12 protein-coding genes and 2 tRNA genes are annotated in these 15,195 nt (G+C 66.1%); 5 read left to right on the forward strand and 9 right to left on the reverse strand.

All coding sequences use genetic code 11. From position 1 onward, the window contains the following. Positions 1-295 precede the first annotated feature (295 nt). Positions 296-757 carry a T9SS type A sorting domain-containing protein gene (locus tag J4G38_RS01760; RefSeq protein WP_210514626.1) on the reverse strand — a complete coding sequence of 154 codons (462 nt, stop codon included), beginning with the start codon at positions 755-757 and terminating at the stop codon, positions 296-298. Positions 758-946: 189 nt separating this feature from the next. On the opposite strand from J4G38_RS01760, the gene J4G38_RS01765 reads away from it, so the two are divergent. The 5 genes from J4G38_RS01765 to J4G38_RS01785 all read left to right on the forward strand — a co-directional run bounded on the left by J4G38_RS01765 (position 947) and on the right by J4G38_RS01785 (position 2,942). Beyond that, positions 947-1,020: transfer RNA gene (locus J4G38_RS01765), tRNA-Pro, on the forward strand. A gap of 108 nt (positions 1,021-1,128) precedes the next feature. Then, positions 1,129-1,202 (forward strand) — tRNA-Pro (locus tag J4G38_RS01770). 197 nt (positions 1,203-1,399) lie between these two features. Continuing rightward, positions 1,400-2,101: a hypothetical protein gene (locus tag J4G38_RS01775; protein WP_210514628.1), complete on the forward strand. Its 702-nt coding sequence runs from the start codon at positions 1,400-1,402 to the stop codon at positions 2,099-2,101. Positions 2,102-2,225: 124 nt separating this feature from the next. Continuing rightward, entirely contained in the window at positions 2,226-2,432 is a 207-nt protein-coding gene (locus J4G38_RS01780; protein ID WP_210514631.1) for a hypothetical protein, read from the forward strand. A gap of 24 nt (positions 2,433-2,456) precedes the next feature. Beyond that, complete coding sequence (locus J4G38_RS01785; protein WP_210514633.1) at positions 2,457-2,942, forward strand: hypothetical protein; 486 nt, start codon at positions 2,457-2,459, stop codon at positions 2,940-2,942. Positions 2,943-2,948: 6 nt separating this feature from the next. On the opposite strand, the gene J4G38_RS01790 is transcribed toward J4G38_RS01785, so the two are convergent. From J4G38_RS01790 to J4G38_RS01825, 8 genes are all read right to left on the reverse strand, one after another. Next, positions 2,949-3,467, reverse strand: coding sequence for a hypothetical protein (locus tag J4G38_RS01790; RefSeq protein WP_210514637.1), 519 nt, complete (start codon positions 3,465-3,467; stop codon positions 2,949-2,951). 55 nt (positions 3,468-3,522) lie between these two features. Beyond that, positions 3,523-5,352 (reverse strand): ABC transporter ATP-binding protein, encoded by a 1,830-nt coding sequence (locus tag J4G38_RS01795; protein WP_210514640.1) that lies wholly within the window; start codon positions 5,350-5,352, stop codon positions 3,523-3,525. A 144-nt stretch (positions 5,353-5,496) separates the two neighbouring features. Then, positions 5,497-6,732, reverse strand: a complete 1,236-nt coding sequence (locus J4G38_RS01800) for a hypothetical protein (protein ID WP_210514644.1) — start codon at positions 6,730-6,732, stop codon at positions 5,497-5,499. A 647-nt stretch (positions 6,733-7,379) separates the two neighbouring features. Next, positions 7,380-7,631: a hypothetical protein gene (locus tag J4G38_RS01805; RefSeq protein ID WP_210514647.1), complete on the reverse strand. Its 252-nt coding sequence runs from the start codon at positions 7,629-7,631 to the stop codon at positions 7,380-7,382. Between the two features lie 546 nt (positions 7,632-8,177). After that, positions 8,178-8,861 carry a hypothetical protein gene (locus J4G38_RS01810; RefSeq protein WP_210514649.1) on the reverse strand — a complete coding sequence of 228 codons (684 nt, stop codon included), beginning with the start codon at positions 8,859-8,861 and terminating at the stop codon, positions 8,178-8,180. A gap of 407 nt (positions 8,862-9,268) precedes the next feature. Then, positions 9,269-13,681: a DUF7948 domain-containing protein gene (locus J4G38_RS28850; RefSeq protein ID WP_210514652.1), complete on the reverse strand. Its 4,413-nt coding sequence runs from the start codon at positions 13,679-13,681 to the stop codon at positions 9,269-9,271. Positions 13,682-13,886: 205 nt separating this feature from the next. After that, entirely contained in the window at positions 13,887-14,657 is a 771-nt protein-coding gene (gene truA / locus J4G38_RS01820; protein WP_210514655.1) for a tRNA pseudouridine(38-40) synthase TruA, read from the reverse strand. 151 nt (positions 14,658-14,808) lie between these two features. Next, complete coding sequence (locus J4G38_RS01825) at positions 14,809-14,952, reverse strand: hypothetical protein (RefSeq protein ID WP_210514658.1); 144 nt, start codon at positions 14,950-14,952, stop codon at positions 14,809-14,811. Between the last annotated feature and the right edge of the window lie 243 nt (positions 14,953-15,195).

The following is a 15,195-nucleotide window of genomic DNA, read 5'->3' on the forward strand; positions in this document are numbered from 1 at the left end:
ATTATTAAGTAGGCGTGCATAACAAATTAGTAACTCTGCGATAACATGGGAACCCAATTTATATAATAATTTAATTATAATAATTATACCGAGCAATAGCCACCGAGATAAATGACAAGCAGGAACATCCCTTTTTCATTCGTTAGTCAATTTCCTGGCTTCGAAAAGGGAATAAAAAAAACCGCCCACCAATTATTGGTGGGCGGGGCGAAATGTTGCTATAGTCGCAATACCAGCAATAAGACCTCAGGTCGCTATTGCTGGGCACTGGCCCATGCAGTTGCGATGCTTTGGGCTATTGCCCAATCATCACCCGGCGCATGCCGGTTTTCTCGTAGGCGGTGCAGCGCACGATGTACGAGCCCGCGGGCAGCTGGCTGACGTTGAGCACGGCTGGTGCCTGGCCATTCATCATGGTGTAGGTGAGTACCGGCCGGCCGCCCACGTCGGTGAGTTCCACGCGGGTGGGGCCGGGGTTGTCGGTTTTCACGGTGAGGCGGCCCGCCACGGATTCGGCCTTCACCTTGATGGCGTTGGGATTAGCCGCCGGCGTTTCGGGCGCCGGCGCGATGAGGGACGCAGGGGCTGCCGCAACGACGGCGGTGGGCGCCGGGGCCGCCACCACGCCGCTGGGCAAAATGGCTTCTTCTTTGGCTGGCGCGGGGGCCGCCGCGCCGGGTGAGGCCGCCGGAGTCTGGGCCTGAGCGGCCGCCGATACCAAGGCACTGAGCAGCACGGATAGTAATAACTTTTTCATAGTGCGATACGAACGGGATGGGGTAAAATTGCTAGCGTAAAGCTAAGCAATTCTGGGGCCGTTTATCGCCCTCGCAGCTGGCGAAGGCGGGCGGTGCCGCCCGGCCGCGCTGCTGGGTGCAAAACTTTCTTTGGCGCTGGCTTGCGCTACACTCGAAAAAACCCTTACCTTTGTCGCTCCAATACCAATCGGGGTGTAGCGTAGCCTGGTATCGCGCCAGCATGGGGTGCTGGAGGTCGTAGGTTCGAATCCTGCCACTCCGACGGAAGAGCAGCCGCTCTTGTAAAGCCTCCGAACTTCTGGGTTCGGGGGCTTTTTTCGGCCGCTAACTATTGGAAAAAAGAAAACAGGCCGCCCCATCGGCCTGCTTTCGGGGTGTAGCGCAGCCCGGTAGCGCGCGTCGTTCGGGACGACGAGGCCGTAGGTTCGAATCCTGCCACCCCGACATTTCCCGCCAGTGCCAACGCCCCCGCCATCCCGGCGGGGGCGTTGCGCGTTGTGGCCGGTTTGGTAAGTTGCTACTATACTTCGCGTAACCGCTCAGGCGCACTGGGCCGCGGCATGAGGGCCGCAAATAGTTGGCTGGCGGCATTGGAAATGAGGTGCTCCACAAGAACTTTGCCCCAAACCTTAATTTCCTTCATGAAAAGTTCACTACTTCTACTGGCCGCATTAGGCAGTACCCTTTCGGCTGCACAGGCGCAAACCACCATCGGCAAAGGCACGGGCTTGCTCACCGGCTCGGTGGGCTACCACACCAGCACCGACGATGTAACCAACACCGGCAGCGGCAGCACGTACACCAGCACGGTCACGTACGGCACGTTCAATCTGGATGTTGCCGTCGGGGGCTTTGTGGCCGACAACCTGGCCCTGGGCCTGCAGCTCAGCCACTCGGTAACGGGTGGTTCGGCCAAATCTTCTTCCAACCTTCAAACCACCAGCCCGCCTACTTCCACTACGCTACGGGTGGGGCCGATGGTGCAGTACTACAAAATGCTGAGCGAGCAATTTGGCCTGACCGCGGGGGTTGGGGCGGGATATGAGTCGGACTTGCGGCGGTCCGTGCAGTATTACACTTCGGGGGGCTACCCTACTACCTACTACACCAACCTGAAGGCTACTGGCTATTATGCGGCCCTCACGCCGGGCATTGTGTTCTTCCCGGTGCCCAAGTTTGGCTTGACGGCCACGATTGGAAGCCTGGCCTATAACCGGCTGACCATCAAAAATAATAACCTGACGGGCAGCAACATTCCCGACGAAACCGCTAGCTCGTTTGATGCCGGCTTTGGCTTCAGTCAGCTGCAGTTTGGGGCCTCGTATTATTTCGGGCGCAAATAATAGACGGCTGCATCCCCGCGTAAAAAGGCCCTGGTATCGGAAGATGTCAGGGCCTTTTTACGCATTCATGAAAACGACCGGTTGAGCAAAGGATATTCATTCCGCTATTCGTAAATTAAGCGTCATGAAAACAACTTTTACTTTGGTGGCGCTGCTAGGCGCTGCGTGGCTACTGGTTCCGCAACCCGTACAGGCGCAATGCCATTTCGTCCATGTGCCGTCCGTTCATCAAGCCTGCTGCCACCACCGCGATTCCTGCGCCGTGCAGAAGCCCTTTGTGCCGGGCCGGTGGGCCGTGGGGATGGGCCTGCTGGGGATTAGCGACCGGTAAGGCACTCCCTACGCGGGCGGCGAGGTGCAGGGTTATTATTGGCTGCGGCCGCGCTGGGGCACGGGGCTGCGCGGCACCGTCACGGGCGAGATGCCGGCCGCCGCCTCGGCCGAGCGGTACGCGGGCGTGGAAAAGCCCCGCCTGCTGCTTTACAGTGTGACCTGGAACAACCACCTGCTGCTAACCGATACCCCCCGGTGGCGGCTGGCGCTGGAGGTAGGCGCGGGCCTGGGCGGTGTGAACCTGTACGACCAGGCGCGCCAGGTGCCCACCAAAGGCAGCTGCGGCTGCACGGAAGCGGAGAAAATTGCCTCGGCCACGGCCCCGGTGACGGAAGCTGGCCTGGCCGCCACCTACAAGCTCAAGCGCGTGGAGGGGCCGTGGCTGACCGTGCGCGGTGGCTACCGGCAATGGAATGGCGCGGTGCCGTTCGGGACGTTCAACCAGTTTTCGGCTTATGTGGTGAGTGTGGGCGTGACCATGCCCGATGCGCCGGCTAAGCGGAAATAAGCGTCACTACTTCACCCCAATCCATACCTCAGACTCATCGCCGGTGCCGAAGCGCTCCAGGTAGAAATCGCCGCGCTGGGCGAGCTTTTGGGCTTTGATGGCCTCCAGGGCGGCGGGGTAAAGCTTGTTGGGCGACAGCAGGTAGCTCACGCCGCGGAGGCGGGCGGCAATGACGCGCTGCCCGGCCGGCACCAGCCGGTAGCGAAAGCCGGCGGGCAGGGCCTGCGCGGTATCGGCCAGGGCCAGGCCGATGAAGGCGCGGATGGTGTCGTGGGCCGATTCGGGGTCGTTGAGGTAGAGGTTGGCGAGGTCGCCGTGCAGGCGGGTTTGGGCGTCCTTGGCCTGGCGGAAAAGCTGGCCAAAGGCCTCGCCACGCACCGCGCCGTGAAAGGGCTGGCCGGCTAAGTACAGCGGCGCGGCCGTGGTTTCGAGGGATACTTTGGGCTCGCGGGTGCCGCCGAGGTAGACGTAGGTGCCGGCCGCGACCAGGGTGAGCAGGATGATGGCGAGGAAGAGGTAACGCATTTTTTTAGTGTGCAGTTAGCAGTGAACAGTTAGCAGTGGTAGTTCGAGGTTCTGCTCAAATGCTATCGTCAGCAGTTTTCCCCTCTCCTAACTGCTCACTGTTCACTGCTAACTGTTCACTGACCACGTACTGCATGCGGTAGAGCTGGGCGTAGTAGCCGTTTTCAATGCGCAGCAGTTCCTCGTGGGTGCCGGTTTCCTTGATTTCGCCCTTGTCGAGGACGATGATTTTATCGGCTTTCTGGATGGTGCTCAGGCGGTGGGCGATGACGAGCGAGGTGCGGCCCTGCATCAGCTTTTCGATGGCTTCCTGGATGAGCTCCTCGGTTTCAGAGTCGACGGAGGACGTGGCTTCGTCGAGCACGATGATGTGGGGCTGGTACACCATGGCCCGCACGAAGCTGATGAGCTGGCGCTGGCCCACGGAGAGCGTGGCCCCGCGCTCCATCACGGGGTAGCCCAGGCCGTTGGGCAGGCGCTCGATGAAGCGGCGGGCGCCCACGAGGTCGGCCGCTTCCCAGATTTGGGCGTCGGTGATGGTTTTGTTGCCGAGCGTGATGTTGTCGCGGATGCTGCCGGCGAACAGAAAAACGTCCTGCAGCACGATGCCGATTTGGCGGCGCAGCAGGCTGAGGTCGTACTCGCGCAGGTCGCGGCCATCGATGCAGATGCTGCCTTCCTGAATGTCGTAGAAGCGGCTCAGCAGGTTGATGATGCTGGTTTTGCCCGCGCCGGTGGCCCCCACGAAGGCAATGGTCTGGCCGGGCCTGACGTGGAAGCTGATGTCCTTGAGCACCCAGTCGGGCTCGTTATAAGCAAATTTGACGTGCTTGAATTCGACGTCGCCCTTCAGCGCTGCGGGAGCGTAGGTGCCGGTGGTGGCCACCAGGTCCTGGTTGTCGAGCAATTTCAGCAGGCGCTCGGTGCTTACCAAGCCCAGCTGGAGGGTATTGAACCGGTCGGCAATCTGCCGGATAGGGCGGAAGAACAGCGCGTTGTACATGATGAAGGCGATGAGCGCGCCCTTGGAAATCGAGCCCTCAATCTGGCCCTGGGCGGCGTACCACACCAGCAAACCCACGCCGACGGCCCCCAGCACTTCGGCCACCGGAAAGTAGATACTGTAGTAGAGCACCGAGCGGATGTTGGCCTCGGTGTGCTCCTGGTTGATGGCTTCGAACTTGCGGTATTCGCGCTCCTCGTTGTTGAAAATCTGGACCACGTTCATGCCCGTGAGGTGCTCCTGCACGAAGGAGTTGAGCTTGGCCACGGCCGTGCGCACGTCCTGAAACGAGCCCTTGATTTTTTCCTTGAACACGTAGGTGGAGAAGAGCAGCGGCGGAATTACGGACAGGCTCACCAGCGTCAGCCGCCAGTCGATGTAGAACATGAAGGCCATGATGAAGAGCAGCTGCAGAATGTCGCCCACCATGGCCGCAAGGCCTTCGCTGAAGACGTCGGAAAGGGTTTCCACGTCGGAGATGTTGCGGGTGACGAGCACGCCGATGGGCGTCTGGTCGAAGAATTTGAGCTTGAGGCCGAGCAGGTGGCGGTAAAGGTCGGTGCGGATGTCGCGCACGATGTACTGGCCCAGCCAGCCGCCGTAGTACGTCTGCAAATAGCTGACGCCGGCGTGGGCTACCAGCAGCACCAGCAGCAGCAGGAACATCGAATTAAGGCTCTTCAGGTCGCCCTGCTCGATGCTGACATCGACCATGCGCTGGATGAGAAAGGGCCGCAGCGTGCCGAGCACGGCCGTGGCCACGGTGAGCACAATCAGGCCGATGAAGACGCGCCGGTAGGGGCGCACGTAGCCGAGCAGGCGGCGCAGCACGGCCCAGTCGAAGACCTGGCCGGTTTTGGTGGCGGAAGTGGTGGGGTCCATAAGTGGGGCAAAGGTCGGGAGTAAACAGCGGCGGGACCGAAAAAGTCTGCGGTCGGGGCCGTACCTGGCGGCCAAATGCCAAACCGGCCCGCCAGCAGTGCTGACGGGCCGGTTCGGGTGAGAAAGTCGGGCCGGTCCGCCGGGCTACTGCAGGACGAGTTTCCGGGTGAAGGCAGTGGTGCCCACCTGGACGAACACCACGTACAGGCCGGGCGGGCAGCCGGCCAGGTCCAGGCGGGCGGCCCCGGTGCCGTCGGCCCCGACGGGCACCGGCCGCGCCTGCCCGACGGCGCGGCCCAAGGCGTCGCGCACCTGGGCCGTGGCTAGGGCGCGGGGCGGCAGCCCGGCCAGGGCCAGGGTGGCCGTGCCGCCGGCGGCGGGGTTGGGAAACACGCTCGCCAGGGCGGCCAGGGCGCGGGCCTGCTGGGCGGCGGTGGGCGCGCCGAAGGGGTAGAGGGTGAGCGTGGCCGAGCAGCCCAGGTTGTTGGTGACGGTGAGGGTGAGGGGGCTGCCGGGGGCGGGGGGCGTGGCGAAGCGGTGGGGCGGGGGCGAGGGCCCCTCGAAGAAGGCGCCGTCGGGGAAGTGCCAGCGCCAGCGCAGGAGCTGGGCGAAGCGGGGGCCGGGAGCGGAGAAGTCGACCAGGCGCAGCGTGTCGCGGGCGGGGCTCAGGGCGAAGCCGAAGCTGGGCAGGGGCGGGTGGGCGCAGTAGGCCGGGGCGTAGGGCGTGCCCGCGTTGGCGAAGCGGGTGAGCAGGCCGGCCGGGTCCTGGCTGGTGACCCCGCCCACGGTGTGGGGGATGAGGCGCTGCCCGGCCAGGGTGAGCGTGCCATCCGCTTGCAGGGCGGTTTGCTGCTGAGCCCCGGCAAAATACGTTTCCCAGACGGGGGCGGCCCCCGTGCCGGTGGGCGCGTAGGCGGCCAGGTAGCCGGAGTTGGGGTCGCTCAGGGGGACACGGGTGCGGAAGCCGTTGACCAGGTACTGCCCGTTGGCCAGCACCTGCACGTGGTTCAGGCTGGCGCTGGGGTACTGGGCGTTGAGGCCGCTGAGGCGCTGCTCCCACTGCACCACGCCCAGGCTGTCGAACTTGGCCAGGAAGCCCCGCGGGTTGGGGCAGCAGTTGAAGACGGGCAGGTACTTGTCGGGGTAGACGCTGCCCACCACCACGTACCCGCCGTCGGGCGTGGCCTGCACGTCGGCGGGCTCGTAGAGTTCGGAGATGCTGCCGAAGTACTCGCTGGCCAGGCGGAGGGTGTCGCCGTTGGCTTTGAGCCGCTGGGCCCAGCCGCTGCGCACCACAATGGCCCCCGGTGGGTACGGGGCCTGCCAGGCGCGGCCCTTCTGGCCAATGAGCACGTAAGAACCGTCGAGTAAAACAGTCATCGCGGCTACGTTCACTCCATCGGCAGCAGGTGTGTTGCCAGGGTATTGTCGCCGCCATACTATCCGTTGCGCTGAGTCCAAGCGTACTACTTGCACCGCGTTCAAACCCCCATATGCTCCTTGCACATATGGTTGCAAATTGATGGTATGCGCCCATAAAAGCCCCTCGCTGGGCAACGGCAGCAAACCTGCTGGAGCTTGGCCGAAACGGTACTGACCCAAATACCGGGGGCGGCTGCGCCATGTACCGAACGAGTCGGTACGGACGTAGAAAAGGGCTTCATCAAATGAATTTGCTACCGACGCGGTATCGGCGTAGCCGGTCAGCAACCAGTCGCCGCCATGTAAGGGCAGCATGTTCAGGTAGCTACCATTATTGAGCGTATAGCCCTGACTTTGAATGGTATCACCTTGCCCGTTGAACCACCAGAACCGAGCATTGCGGGTGACATAATTACCGAGTGGTCTCACCCGGCTACCGATGCCCGCTAGCCGGTTGGCGCGTACCTGCCGCAATTCTACTAGCCCGACTGTTGCCCGAGGCTCTTCTCCGAACGTTCGTTGCCAGACTTGGGTAGGCCGGGCGCTGGCGGTCGTGCTAAGGGCTACCCCCAGCACCACCAATGTTAAAAAGCGTATCATGGCCGCTATTGTACCACCAGCCGCCGCGTTACCAAAGGCCAGCCATCAACAATGAGCGAACAGAAATAGATGCCAGCCGGGTAAGCCCCGAGTGACAGGTCGCCGTACTGATTGCCGGGGGACGGGGGTATTGTCGCCGCCAGTTGCCCATCCAAGGCGCGGTAAATACGCAAGGTTGCTTGGTGCACCGTGCTGGGTACCGTATAAGAAAAACGAGTAGTACCCGTGCCGGGGTTGGGAGGGGTAGAATTTTTCATGTGCAACCAAACGGAAAAAGGCAAGGTGAGCAATCGTGCCGGCAAGGTGCTGGAAAGCAAGGGTATTTGACCACGCGCAATCCTTGCGATGGAATTAAATAATATAGGATTTATGCGGCTGAATAGCCGCGAAGCGGCGGCCCCGGTGGCGTGCAGGGGGTGCCGCCGCTTTGCGGCTTTTTCGACGGCGGTGGTCCTACAATAATCAGGTACCCCAAGTTGCGAAGTAGCCGCAACCTGGGGCAGGTGCCGGTCCGAAGACTGCCTGACCAGCGCATTATAGTGGGTGCTTGTGCCGGTTGGGAAGGCAGGAAATCGGTTTCCCACCTCCTTGCCCAAGCCCGGGGCGCCAGAAAATCGATTTCTCCCCCCCTCCGCCCCAGCCCGAAGCCGCCAGAAATCAATTCCCCAACGCCCCGCCCCGCCCCGCACCAGCGGGAAATCAATTTCTCCCCCTCCGCCCGCGCCGGGAGCCTTCGGAAATCGATTTCCCGACGCTCCCGGCCCAGCCGGTATCAAAAAACAAATAGCCCGGCTTGGTTTCGTCTAAGCCGGGGTGGCGGGGGCCACTGCCGCCGGGTGGTCGGAATCAGGGTAGGGGAAGAAGGCCGCCGCCTGGGCCGGGGTTGCGGCAAAGGCATCGAGCAGGCGGCCGTGGAGGCGGAACAGCACCACGCAGGTGGCGTGCTCGGCCGTGTCGAGGGCGGAGCTGGCCACTTTGCCGGTTTTCACCTCGGTGCCCCGGCCGCTCAGGGCATTGCTGAGTTTCAGCAGCCAGGCGTCGCCTTCTTCGCCGGCGGTTTTGCCCAGGGTGTCTTGATACAGCTTGAGGCCATCGACGTAGGTGGTGGCTTCGGTGAGCAGCTCGCCGTGGTCGGCATCGTAGAGGCCGGTGGCCCCGTGGGGCAGGATGGTGAGCCGCTCCTCGGCGCCGGGGTTGGGGAATTTGGCGAAGACGGTGGTCGCGTTGGTGAGGCGCACCCAGGCCAGAAACTCGCGGATGGTGGTGCCCAGGGTAGCCACTTTGCCGCTCTGGCCGCCGCTGCCGGCCGCCTGCCGGGCCTGGCGTTGGGCATTGTAGAGGGGCTGGAGCAGGGCGGCTTCGGCAGCGCGGGCGGGGTCGGCCGCCAGGTTGCGGTAGGTCTGCTCCACGAAGGCCATAAAGGCATCATCGGAGAGGGAGGCGGCCAGGGCCAGAAAAAAGTTCTGGTAGTAGGATTGGTACTGCATCGGTAAAACGGAAAAAGTAAGGATGGACACTGCCGGGGCTCACGCTGCCGTAGACCGGATGCGCCAAATGTAAGCGCCGCGCGAGTAACCCCGACTTATATCTGATTATAGTGGTGCAGGTGAAATGTCTGCTCTCGGTTAAGCAGTCGTGCCAAAGTGAACGAGTAGAAGACCGTCATGCAGAGCGCAGGTTCCGGTCGGACCGCCCCAGGCGGTCCGACCGGTTGTCGTCAGGGCGGAATTGTTCCCCCGACAACCGGTCAGACCAGAGCCTACGCTTCCTTCTGCCCGACTACTTAGACCGGCCGTTGGATGAATCCTACCCATGCTTCCCAAGGAGATGTATTGTCCCGTGTCTCCCGCGCCCGAAACCATAGCCCCGCAGCAAGCAGGATAGCCAGGGGTAACTACCGCACGATTTCCACCCAGCCCTTCACCTTGGCCGTGCCCTCGGCCCCGCCCAGCAGGTAGTAATAGATGCCGGCGGCCAGGCCCTCGCCGCCCCACTCGTTGTGGTACACCGGGCTGTCGAACACCGGCTGGCCCCAGCGCGAAAACACCTGGAGCCGGCCGGGGCAGCCCCCCAACGCGGGCGCGAACGTGTCGTTCTGCCCGTCATTATTCGGGGTGATGATGTTGGGCACGTTGCCGGGCAGCACCTCCACCGGCGGCAGGGCAAACTGGCGCGGGCAGGGGCCCGTCGCGCCGCTGCTGGCGGGCAGCGCGGCCTGGGGCAGGTAGTGCCCGGCGGCGTAGCTGTGCAGCACCACGGCCCCGGTGGCCGGCGCGCTGCCATCGCCAAAGTCCCACTGCACCTGGCCGGCGGCCGGGCCCGTGGCCTCGAAGCGCAGGCGGCGCGGGGCCAGCAGGTTGCCGGGGCAGTCGGGCACCGTCCAGCCGGCGGCGAAAGTGGGCTGCACCGGCACCGTGACGCGGTAGGGGGCCGCGCCGCAGCCGCCGGGCAGCGTGTAGGTGAGCACGGTGGTGCCCGCGGTGCTGGGCGGGGTGAAGATGCCGGCCGCCGTCACGCCCGGCCCGCTCCAGGTGCCGCCCGCCGGGGTGGCCCGCAGGCGAAACGGCGTTTGGTCGGCGCACAGCACCGTGTCGGCGGGCAGGCGAATGGGGGGCAGCTGCGTCACTTCCACCACCTGGGTGGCCACGATGGTGCAGGTCAGAAACCGGATGGTGTAGGTGAGCGTGTGGCGGCCCGGCCCGGCCAGCGCCGGATTGAAGCGGTTGCCCACCACGCCCGGCCCGCCAAACACACCCCCGGCAGGCTGCGCCGTGAGCACCTCGCCGTGGGGCGGCACCGCCGTGCAGAAGCTGACGGGCGGCACGGGGTCGAGGTAGGGCTCGGGGCCGGCGCGTACTTCCAATTGCAGCTGGCCCGAGCCGGGGCACTGCGCGGGGTCGGTGGACGGCGGCCCGCTGTACGACAGCGTTTGCATGCCCACCAGCGCCGGGCTGGGCGTGAAGGTGTAGCCCGCCGCCGGCGCGCCGGCCACGCCGGGGCCCGTCCAGGTGCCGCCCGCCGGGCTGGCTTGCAGCACCTGCGGGCCGGCCGTGGGGCACACCACGAGGGCGGGCGCGCCGAGCTGCACCGAACCCGAGTTCAGGCGCACGACGCGGCGGGCCCGGGGCGGGCAGATGTTCGGGCTCGTGACGGGCCCGGTGTAGGTGAGGGTGATGAGCGTGACGGCCTGGGTGCCCGCCAGCACCGGGCTGGGCGTGAACGTGTAGCCCGCCACCACCGAGCCCGTCACGCCCGGCCCCGACCAGACGCCGCCCGCCGGCAGCCCGCCGCGCAGCCGGAAGGGCGCGGCAATGGAGCACATCACGGTATCGGCGGGGGCCGTGGCCGTGCCGGCCACCGGGCGCACCGTCACGCTCAGGGTGTCGCTCGCGCCGGGGCAGTCGGGGGTGCCGGCAAAAACGTAGGTGAGCAAGTGGTGGCCCACCAGCGCGGGGCTGGGCGTGAACACGTAGCCGCTGCCCGAAACGCTCACGCCGGTCCCCGTCCAGACGCCGCCGACGGGGCTGCCCGTCAGCGACACGGGCGGGTCGTTGGCGCACACCGTCAGGGGCGGGCCGAGGTCGATGACGCGCAGGCCCTGCACCGTAATCAAGAGGAAAGCGCTAACCGGACAGCGCCCCCCGGTGACGTAATACACCTGGTGCACGCCCGGCCCCGCCAGCACCGCATTGAAAGAGGAAGTGCCCGGCACGATGCCCGCACCGGCAAAAAAGCCCCCCGCCGGCGTGCCCGTCAGCGGCACCGGCGGCGGCGCGGGGCCACGGGGCTGCAGGCAGATGATGCGGCTGGGCGCCGTGATGCGGGCCCGGGGCTGGGCCACCACCGTAATGCGCCGGGTGCTGGTGCCCGCGCACAGCCCCAGCAGCGGGCTGGTGTAGGTGAGCACGAAGGTGCCAAGCCGGGTGGTATCGGGCGTGAAAACGTAGCCCGCCGCCACCGAGCCCGTCACGCCGGAGCCCGTCCAGACGCCGCCCGCGGGCGAGCCGCCCAGCCGGATGGCGTTGGTGCGGGCGCACACCGTCAGGGTATCGGGCCCGGCGGGGGTGCTGCCAGACCCGAAAGCGAATTTGAACGCCGCGTTGTTGCAGTGGGCCGAGCCGTTGGTGGCGGTGTAGTAGGCCGCGCCGGGCGGAATGGGCAGGCCGCCGCCGCTGCCCTGGTTGCAGGCGCACAGGGCCTGGTAGAGGGTGCCCTGCGGGTCGAAGCGCGAGGTGCCGCCGTCGATGTGGTCATCGGCCGAGGTGCCGAAAAAGGTGGCGTAGTCGAGCACCCGTGCCCCGTCCGACAGCTGCATCAGGTAGAAGTCCATGCCGTCGGTGGTGGTCTGGAAGGCGTTGGGGGTGACGTCGAGGCCCACCGTGGAGCCGTTGTGCGGGTCGAGCCCGCCGCCCCAGCCGGCCACGAACAGGCGGCCGTAGCAGTCCACCTCAAACGCCGTGGGCGAGATGTCGGGCATGGCCCGGCCGCTGCCAAACACGGTGGCAAAGCCGGCCGTCCGCAAGTCGGGGGCCAGCTGCTGAATGAACTGGTGGCCGTTGGGATTGGCGTACAAGCTGCCCGTCTGGCGGGGCCAGGCCGTGGCCAGCGTCTGGCCCAGCACGTACACCTGCCCGCCCGCCGTCCGGCGCACGAAGTAGGCCTGGTCGTAGGTGCTGGTGCCCAGGTAGGTGCTCTGCGTGATGGCCCCGCCGGCGGTGAGGCGCGAAACAAAGCCGTCGACCCCGCCCGACAGATTGGGCTGGTACCCGCCAATGGCCCCGGCCAGGTTGGAGCTGGCCGTGCCGCCGGCCACCAGCAAGTCGCCGCTGGCCTCGTCGCGCTGCAGCGAGTAGGCCGCATCGGCCCCAAAGCCGCCCACCAGCGTGGTCCAGCGCACCCGGCTCAGGCTGGAATCGAGGCTGGTGACGAGGCCGTCGGTGAGGCCGCCGCGGTAGGTGGCGCCGGCCGCCAAGCCGGGGAAATTGGCCGAGCCCGTGACGCTGGCCACGTACACGTTGCCCTGCGGGTCGAGGGCGAGGTCGCCGCGAAAGGCGTCGCCGTAGTTGTAGCGGAGGTTGGGCGCGGGCGCGGCGGGGTCGAGCAGGCCATCGTTGGCCGTGCCGCCGAGGTAGGTGCTGGCGCGCAGCCGGCCGCCGCTGGCGTTCAGCCGGCTCAGCACGATATCGGACCCGCCCGCCAGCACAAAGGCCGACCCCACGCCGTAGGGTGCGATGCTGGTGCCGCCCTGAAACGTGCGCGTCACCGCTGCCGCCGTGGTGGGGTAGTCGGTCGACGACGTGGTGCCGAGCAGCAGCAGCTCGCCGCGCCCGTTCACCAGCAGGCTGTGCGGAAATTCCAGGCCGCTGCCGCCCAGGTAGGTGGCCCAGGCCCGTGCGCCCGCGCCCACCACGCCGGTGTTGAACTTCATGATGGCCATGTCGGTGCTGCCGCTGAAGCTGGTTTGGTAGGCGCCGGTGGTGGTGGGGTAGCGCGGCTCGAACACCACGCCGGCCGTGTACAGGTTGCCGGCCGCATCGGAAGTGGCCGTGAAGCCCCAGTTTTCTACCGGCGAGCCGGTGTAGCTGGCAAACTGCACCACCGGGTCGATGACCAGCGGGCGGCGCCGGTCGTAGTCGCCCAGCCGGAAGCTGACCTCGGTGCCGCGCAGCTGGAAGGCGCAGGCCACGGCCTGGGGGTGGCCGGTGGCGGGGTCGGTTTGCCAGGCGCGGGGCTGCCGCTCGGTGAGCACGCCGGCCGAGGTTTGGACCAGCAGGTTGCCGGTGGCGGGGTCGAGGCGCAGGGCATCGGCCCCGGCGTAGCGCAGGCGCGGGCGGTGGGGGTTGGCGCCGGGGGCCAGCAACAGGTCGTATTCCAGCTCGTGGGCGGCGTTTTCTTTCAGCACCAAATCGGTGCCGGGCCATAGCTGCTGGTAGCGCAGCTGGCGGAAGGCGCGGGCATCGGTGGCCCAACGGGCGGGGTCGGAGCCGCGCAGGTAGTGCTGGCGGGTGGGCGTGGCGTCTTCGGCCAGGAGGGCCAGCGCTTTGCCGGGGTTCACGAATTCGACTCGCAGGGCGTGGCTGGCGAGCTGGCCGCCGGGCGCAGGCCGGGCCTCGCCGCGCGGGTGGGGTGCGTGGTCGGGCAGGCCGGCGGTGAGGGCGTACGTCAGGCCAGTCGGCTCGACGAAAAGCCGGGCCCCGGCCGCAACATGCGCCGCGTAGTGCGCCCGCGCATCCCACTGGCCCTTGTTCTCAACAAACTCCACGGTACGAGCCGCTTCCTGTGCCCGCAGGGGCCAGGAAAAAGACACAAGCAGCAGGAGCAACAGAGTAGCTGTTGGACGCATAAGCACACGATTGGAAAGGAGGCCGGAAGCGGCACCGTGCCCTGCGCAAAAACAGTGCCTTGCTTTAACCTGCCCCTCTTGAATGTAGGGGGCGGGGCTTGCCCCCGCCCGTCGTTGAACGAATCCGGTACCAGTCGTTCAACGACGGGCGGGGGCAAGCCCCCGCACCCTACCCCAGCCCGTTTGTCATCTCCGGCACAAGGCCCGGCGCGTACTCCACCCGGCTCAGAAACAGGCCGCGGGCCGGGGCCGCGCCGCCGGCATCTACCCGGCGCTGGGCCCAGAGCAGCGCCTGAAACTGGCGCGGCGTCATCTTGCCCCGGCCCACGTCGAGCAGGGTGCCCACCACCAGCCGCACCATGCCCCGCACGAAGCGGTTGGCGCGGATGCGGAATACCCAGCCGCCCGGCGCGGCGTGCCAGCCGGCCTCGTAGCAGTAGCACACGTAGTGGTCGACGCCGCCCTTGACTTTGGAAAAGGAGGTGAAATCGAACTGCCCGATGAGGCAGGCGGCCGCTTCGTTCATGGCCGCCACGTCCAGCGGCCGGTCGATGTACAGGGCGTGGTCGCGCCGGAAAGGGTCGGGCTGGGTCACCACGAAATACTCGTAGGTGCGCTCCTCGGCCGAGAAGCGGGCGTGGTCCTCGGCGGCCACCGGGTGCAGGCGCAGGGCGCCAATGTCGGTGGGCAGGGCCCGGCGCAGGCGGTAGAGCAGCAGGTCCAGGGTGAGGTTCTCGGGCAGGTCGGCCTCGAAATGGGCAACCTGGTGGCTGGCGTGCACGCCGGTATCGGTGCGCCCGCTGCCCAGCGAGTGAATGGGCTGGCGCAGCACCTGGCTCAGGCAGCGGTCCACTTCGGCCTGCACGGTGAGGGTGTTGGGCTGCACCTGCCAGCCGTGGTAGCGCGTGCCGTCGTAGGCAAAATGAAAGAAGTAGCGCATGAGGCGCAAAAGTACGGCCGGGAAGCAGCGCTGTAGCGCGGACTTTGTAGTCCGCGTCCCGAACAAGTCGTTGGGACGGCGTTGGGACGCGGACTACAAAGTCCGCGCTACTCTACCACCACGCGCCGGGCCACGGTGCCGCCTGTGAGCATCAGCCGCAGGGTGTACACGCCGGGCGCCAGCCCCGTGGTTTCGACCGGGAAGCCGGCCCCGCCGCGCCCAGGGCCAGCAGCAGCGCGCCGCGCCGGGTGAAACGCAACAACTGCTTGGTAGAAAAAAGGAAAACGTGTTTCATGCGAAGGAAAAGAATTGTAAGGGTTAGCATTTAAGCAGCCGTTGGGCCGCCCAAGATACGGGCGTGGCAGGGCTTCTTGAGGAGTTTTCCCGCAGCCCGGCAGGCGAAAGGCCCCCGACGAGCCGTACCCGGCCCTTCGCCACTACCGCAACGGTGCCGACGGCCCGTAAGGGGCCCGTCGGCACCGGCGAAAGGGTGGTTACGGGACGTAAGGGGCCTTTCGTCGTCGGCGAAGACCGTCCT

It is taken from the genome of Hymenobacter terricola (assembly GCF_017921975.2).
Taxonomy (GTDB): Bacteria; Bacteroidota; Bacteroidia; order Cytophagales; family Hymenobacteraceae; genus Hymenobacter; species Hymenobacter terricola.

Excerpts from the sequence above, each read along its gene's own strand:
- J4G38_RS01780 (WP_210514631.1), top strand. The coding sequence starts at position 2,226 with ATGAAAACAACTTTTACTTTGGTGGCGCTGCTAGGCGCTGCGTGGCTA.
- J4G38_RS01760 (WP_210514626.1), bottom strand. The coding sequence starts at position 757 with ATGAAAAAGTTATTACTATCCGTGCTGCTCAGTGCCTTGGTATCGGCG.
- J4G38_RS01775 (WP_210514628.1), top strand. The coding sequence starts at position 1,400 with ATGAAAAGTTCACTACTTCTACTGGCCGCATTAGGCAGTACCCTTTCG.
- J4G38_RS01805 (WP_210514647.1), bottom strand. The coding sequence starts at position 7,631 with ATGAAAAATTCTACCCCTCCCAACCCCGGCACGGGTACTACTCGTTTT.
- J4G38_RS01800 (WP_210514644.1), bottom strand. The coding sequence starts at position 6,732 with ATGACTGTTTTACTCGACGGTTCTTACGTGCTCATTGGCCAGAAGGGC.
- J4G38_RS01795 (WP_210514640.1), bottom strand. The coding sequence starts at position 5,352 with ATGGACCCCACCACTTCCGCCACCAAAACCGGCCAGGTCTTCGACTGG.
- J4G38_RS01810 (WP_210514649.1), bottom strand. The coding sequence starts at position 8,861 with ATGCAGTACCAATCCTACTACCAGAACTTTTTTCTGGCCCTGGCCGCC.
- J4G38_RS01790 (WP_210514637.1), bottom strand. The coding sequence starts at position 3,467 with ATGCGTTACCTCTTCCTCGCCATCATCCTGCTCACCCTGGTCGCGGCC.
- truA (WP_210514655.1), bottom strand. The coding sequence starts at position 14,657 with ATGCGCTACTTCTTTCATTTTGCCTACGACGGCACGCGCTACCACGGC.
- J4G38_RS01825 (WP_210514658.1), bottom strand. The coding sequence starts at position 14,952 with ATGAAACACGTTTTCCTTTTTTCTACCAAGCAGTTGTTGCGTTTCACC.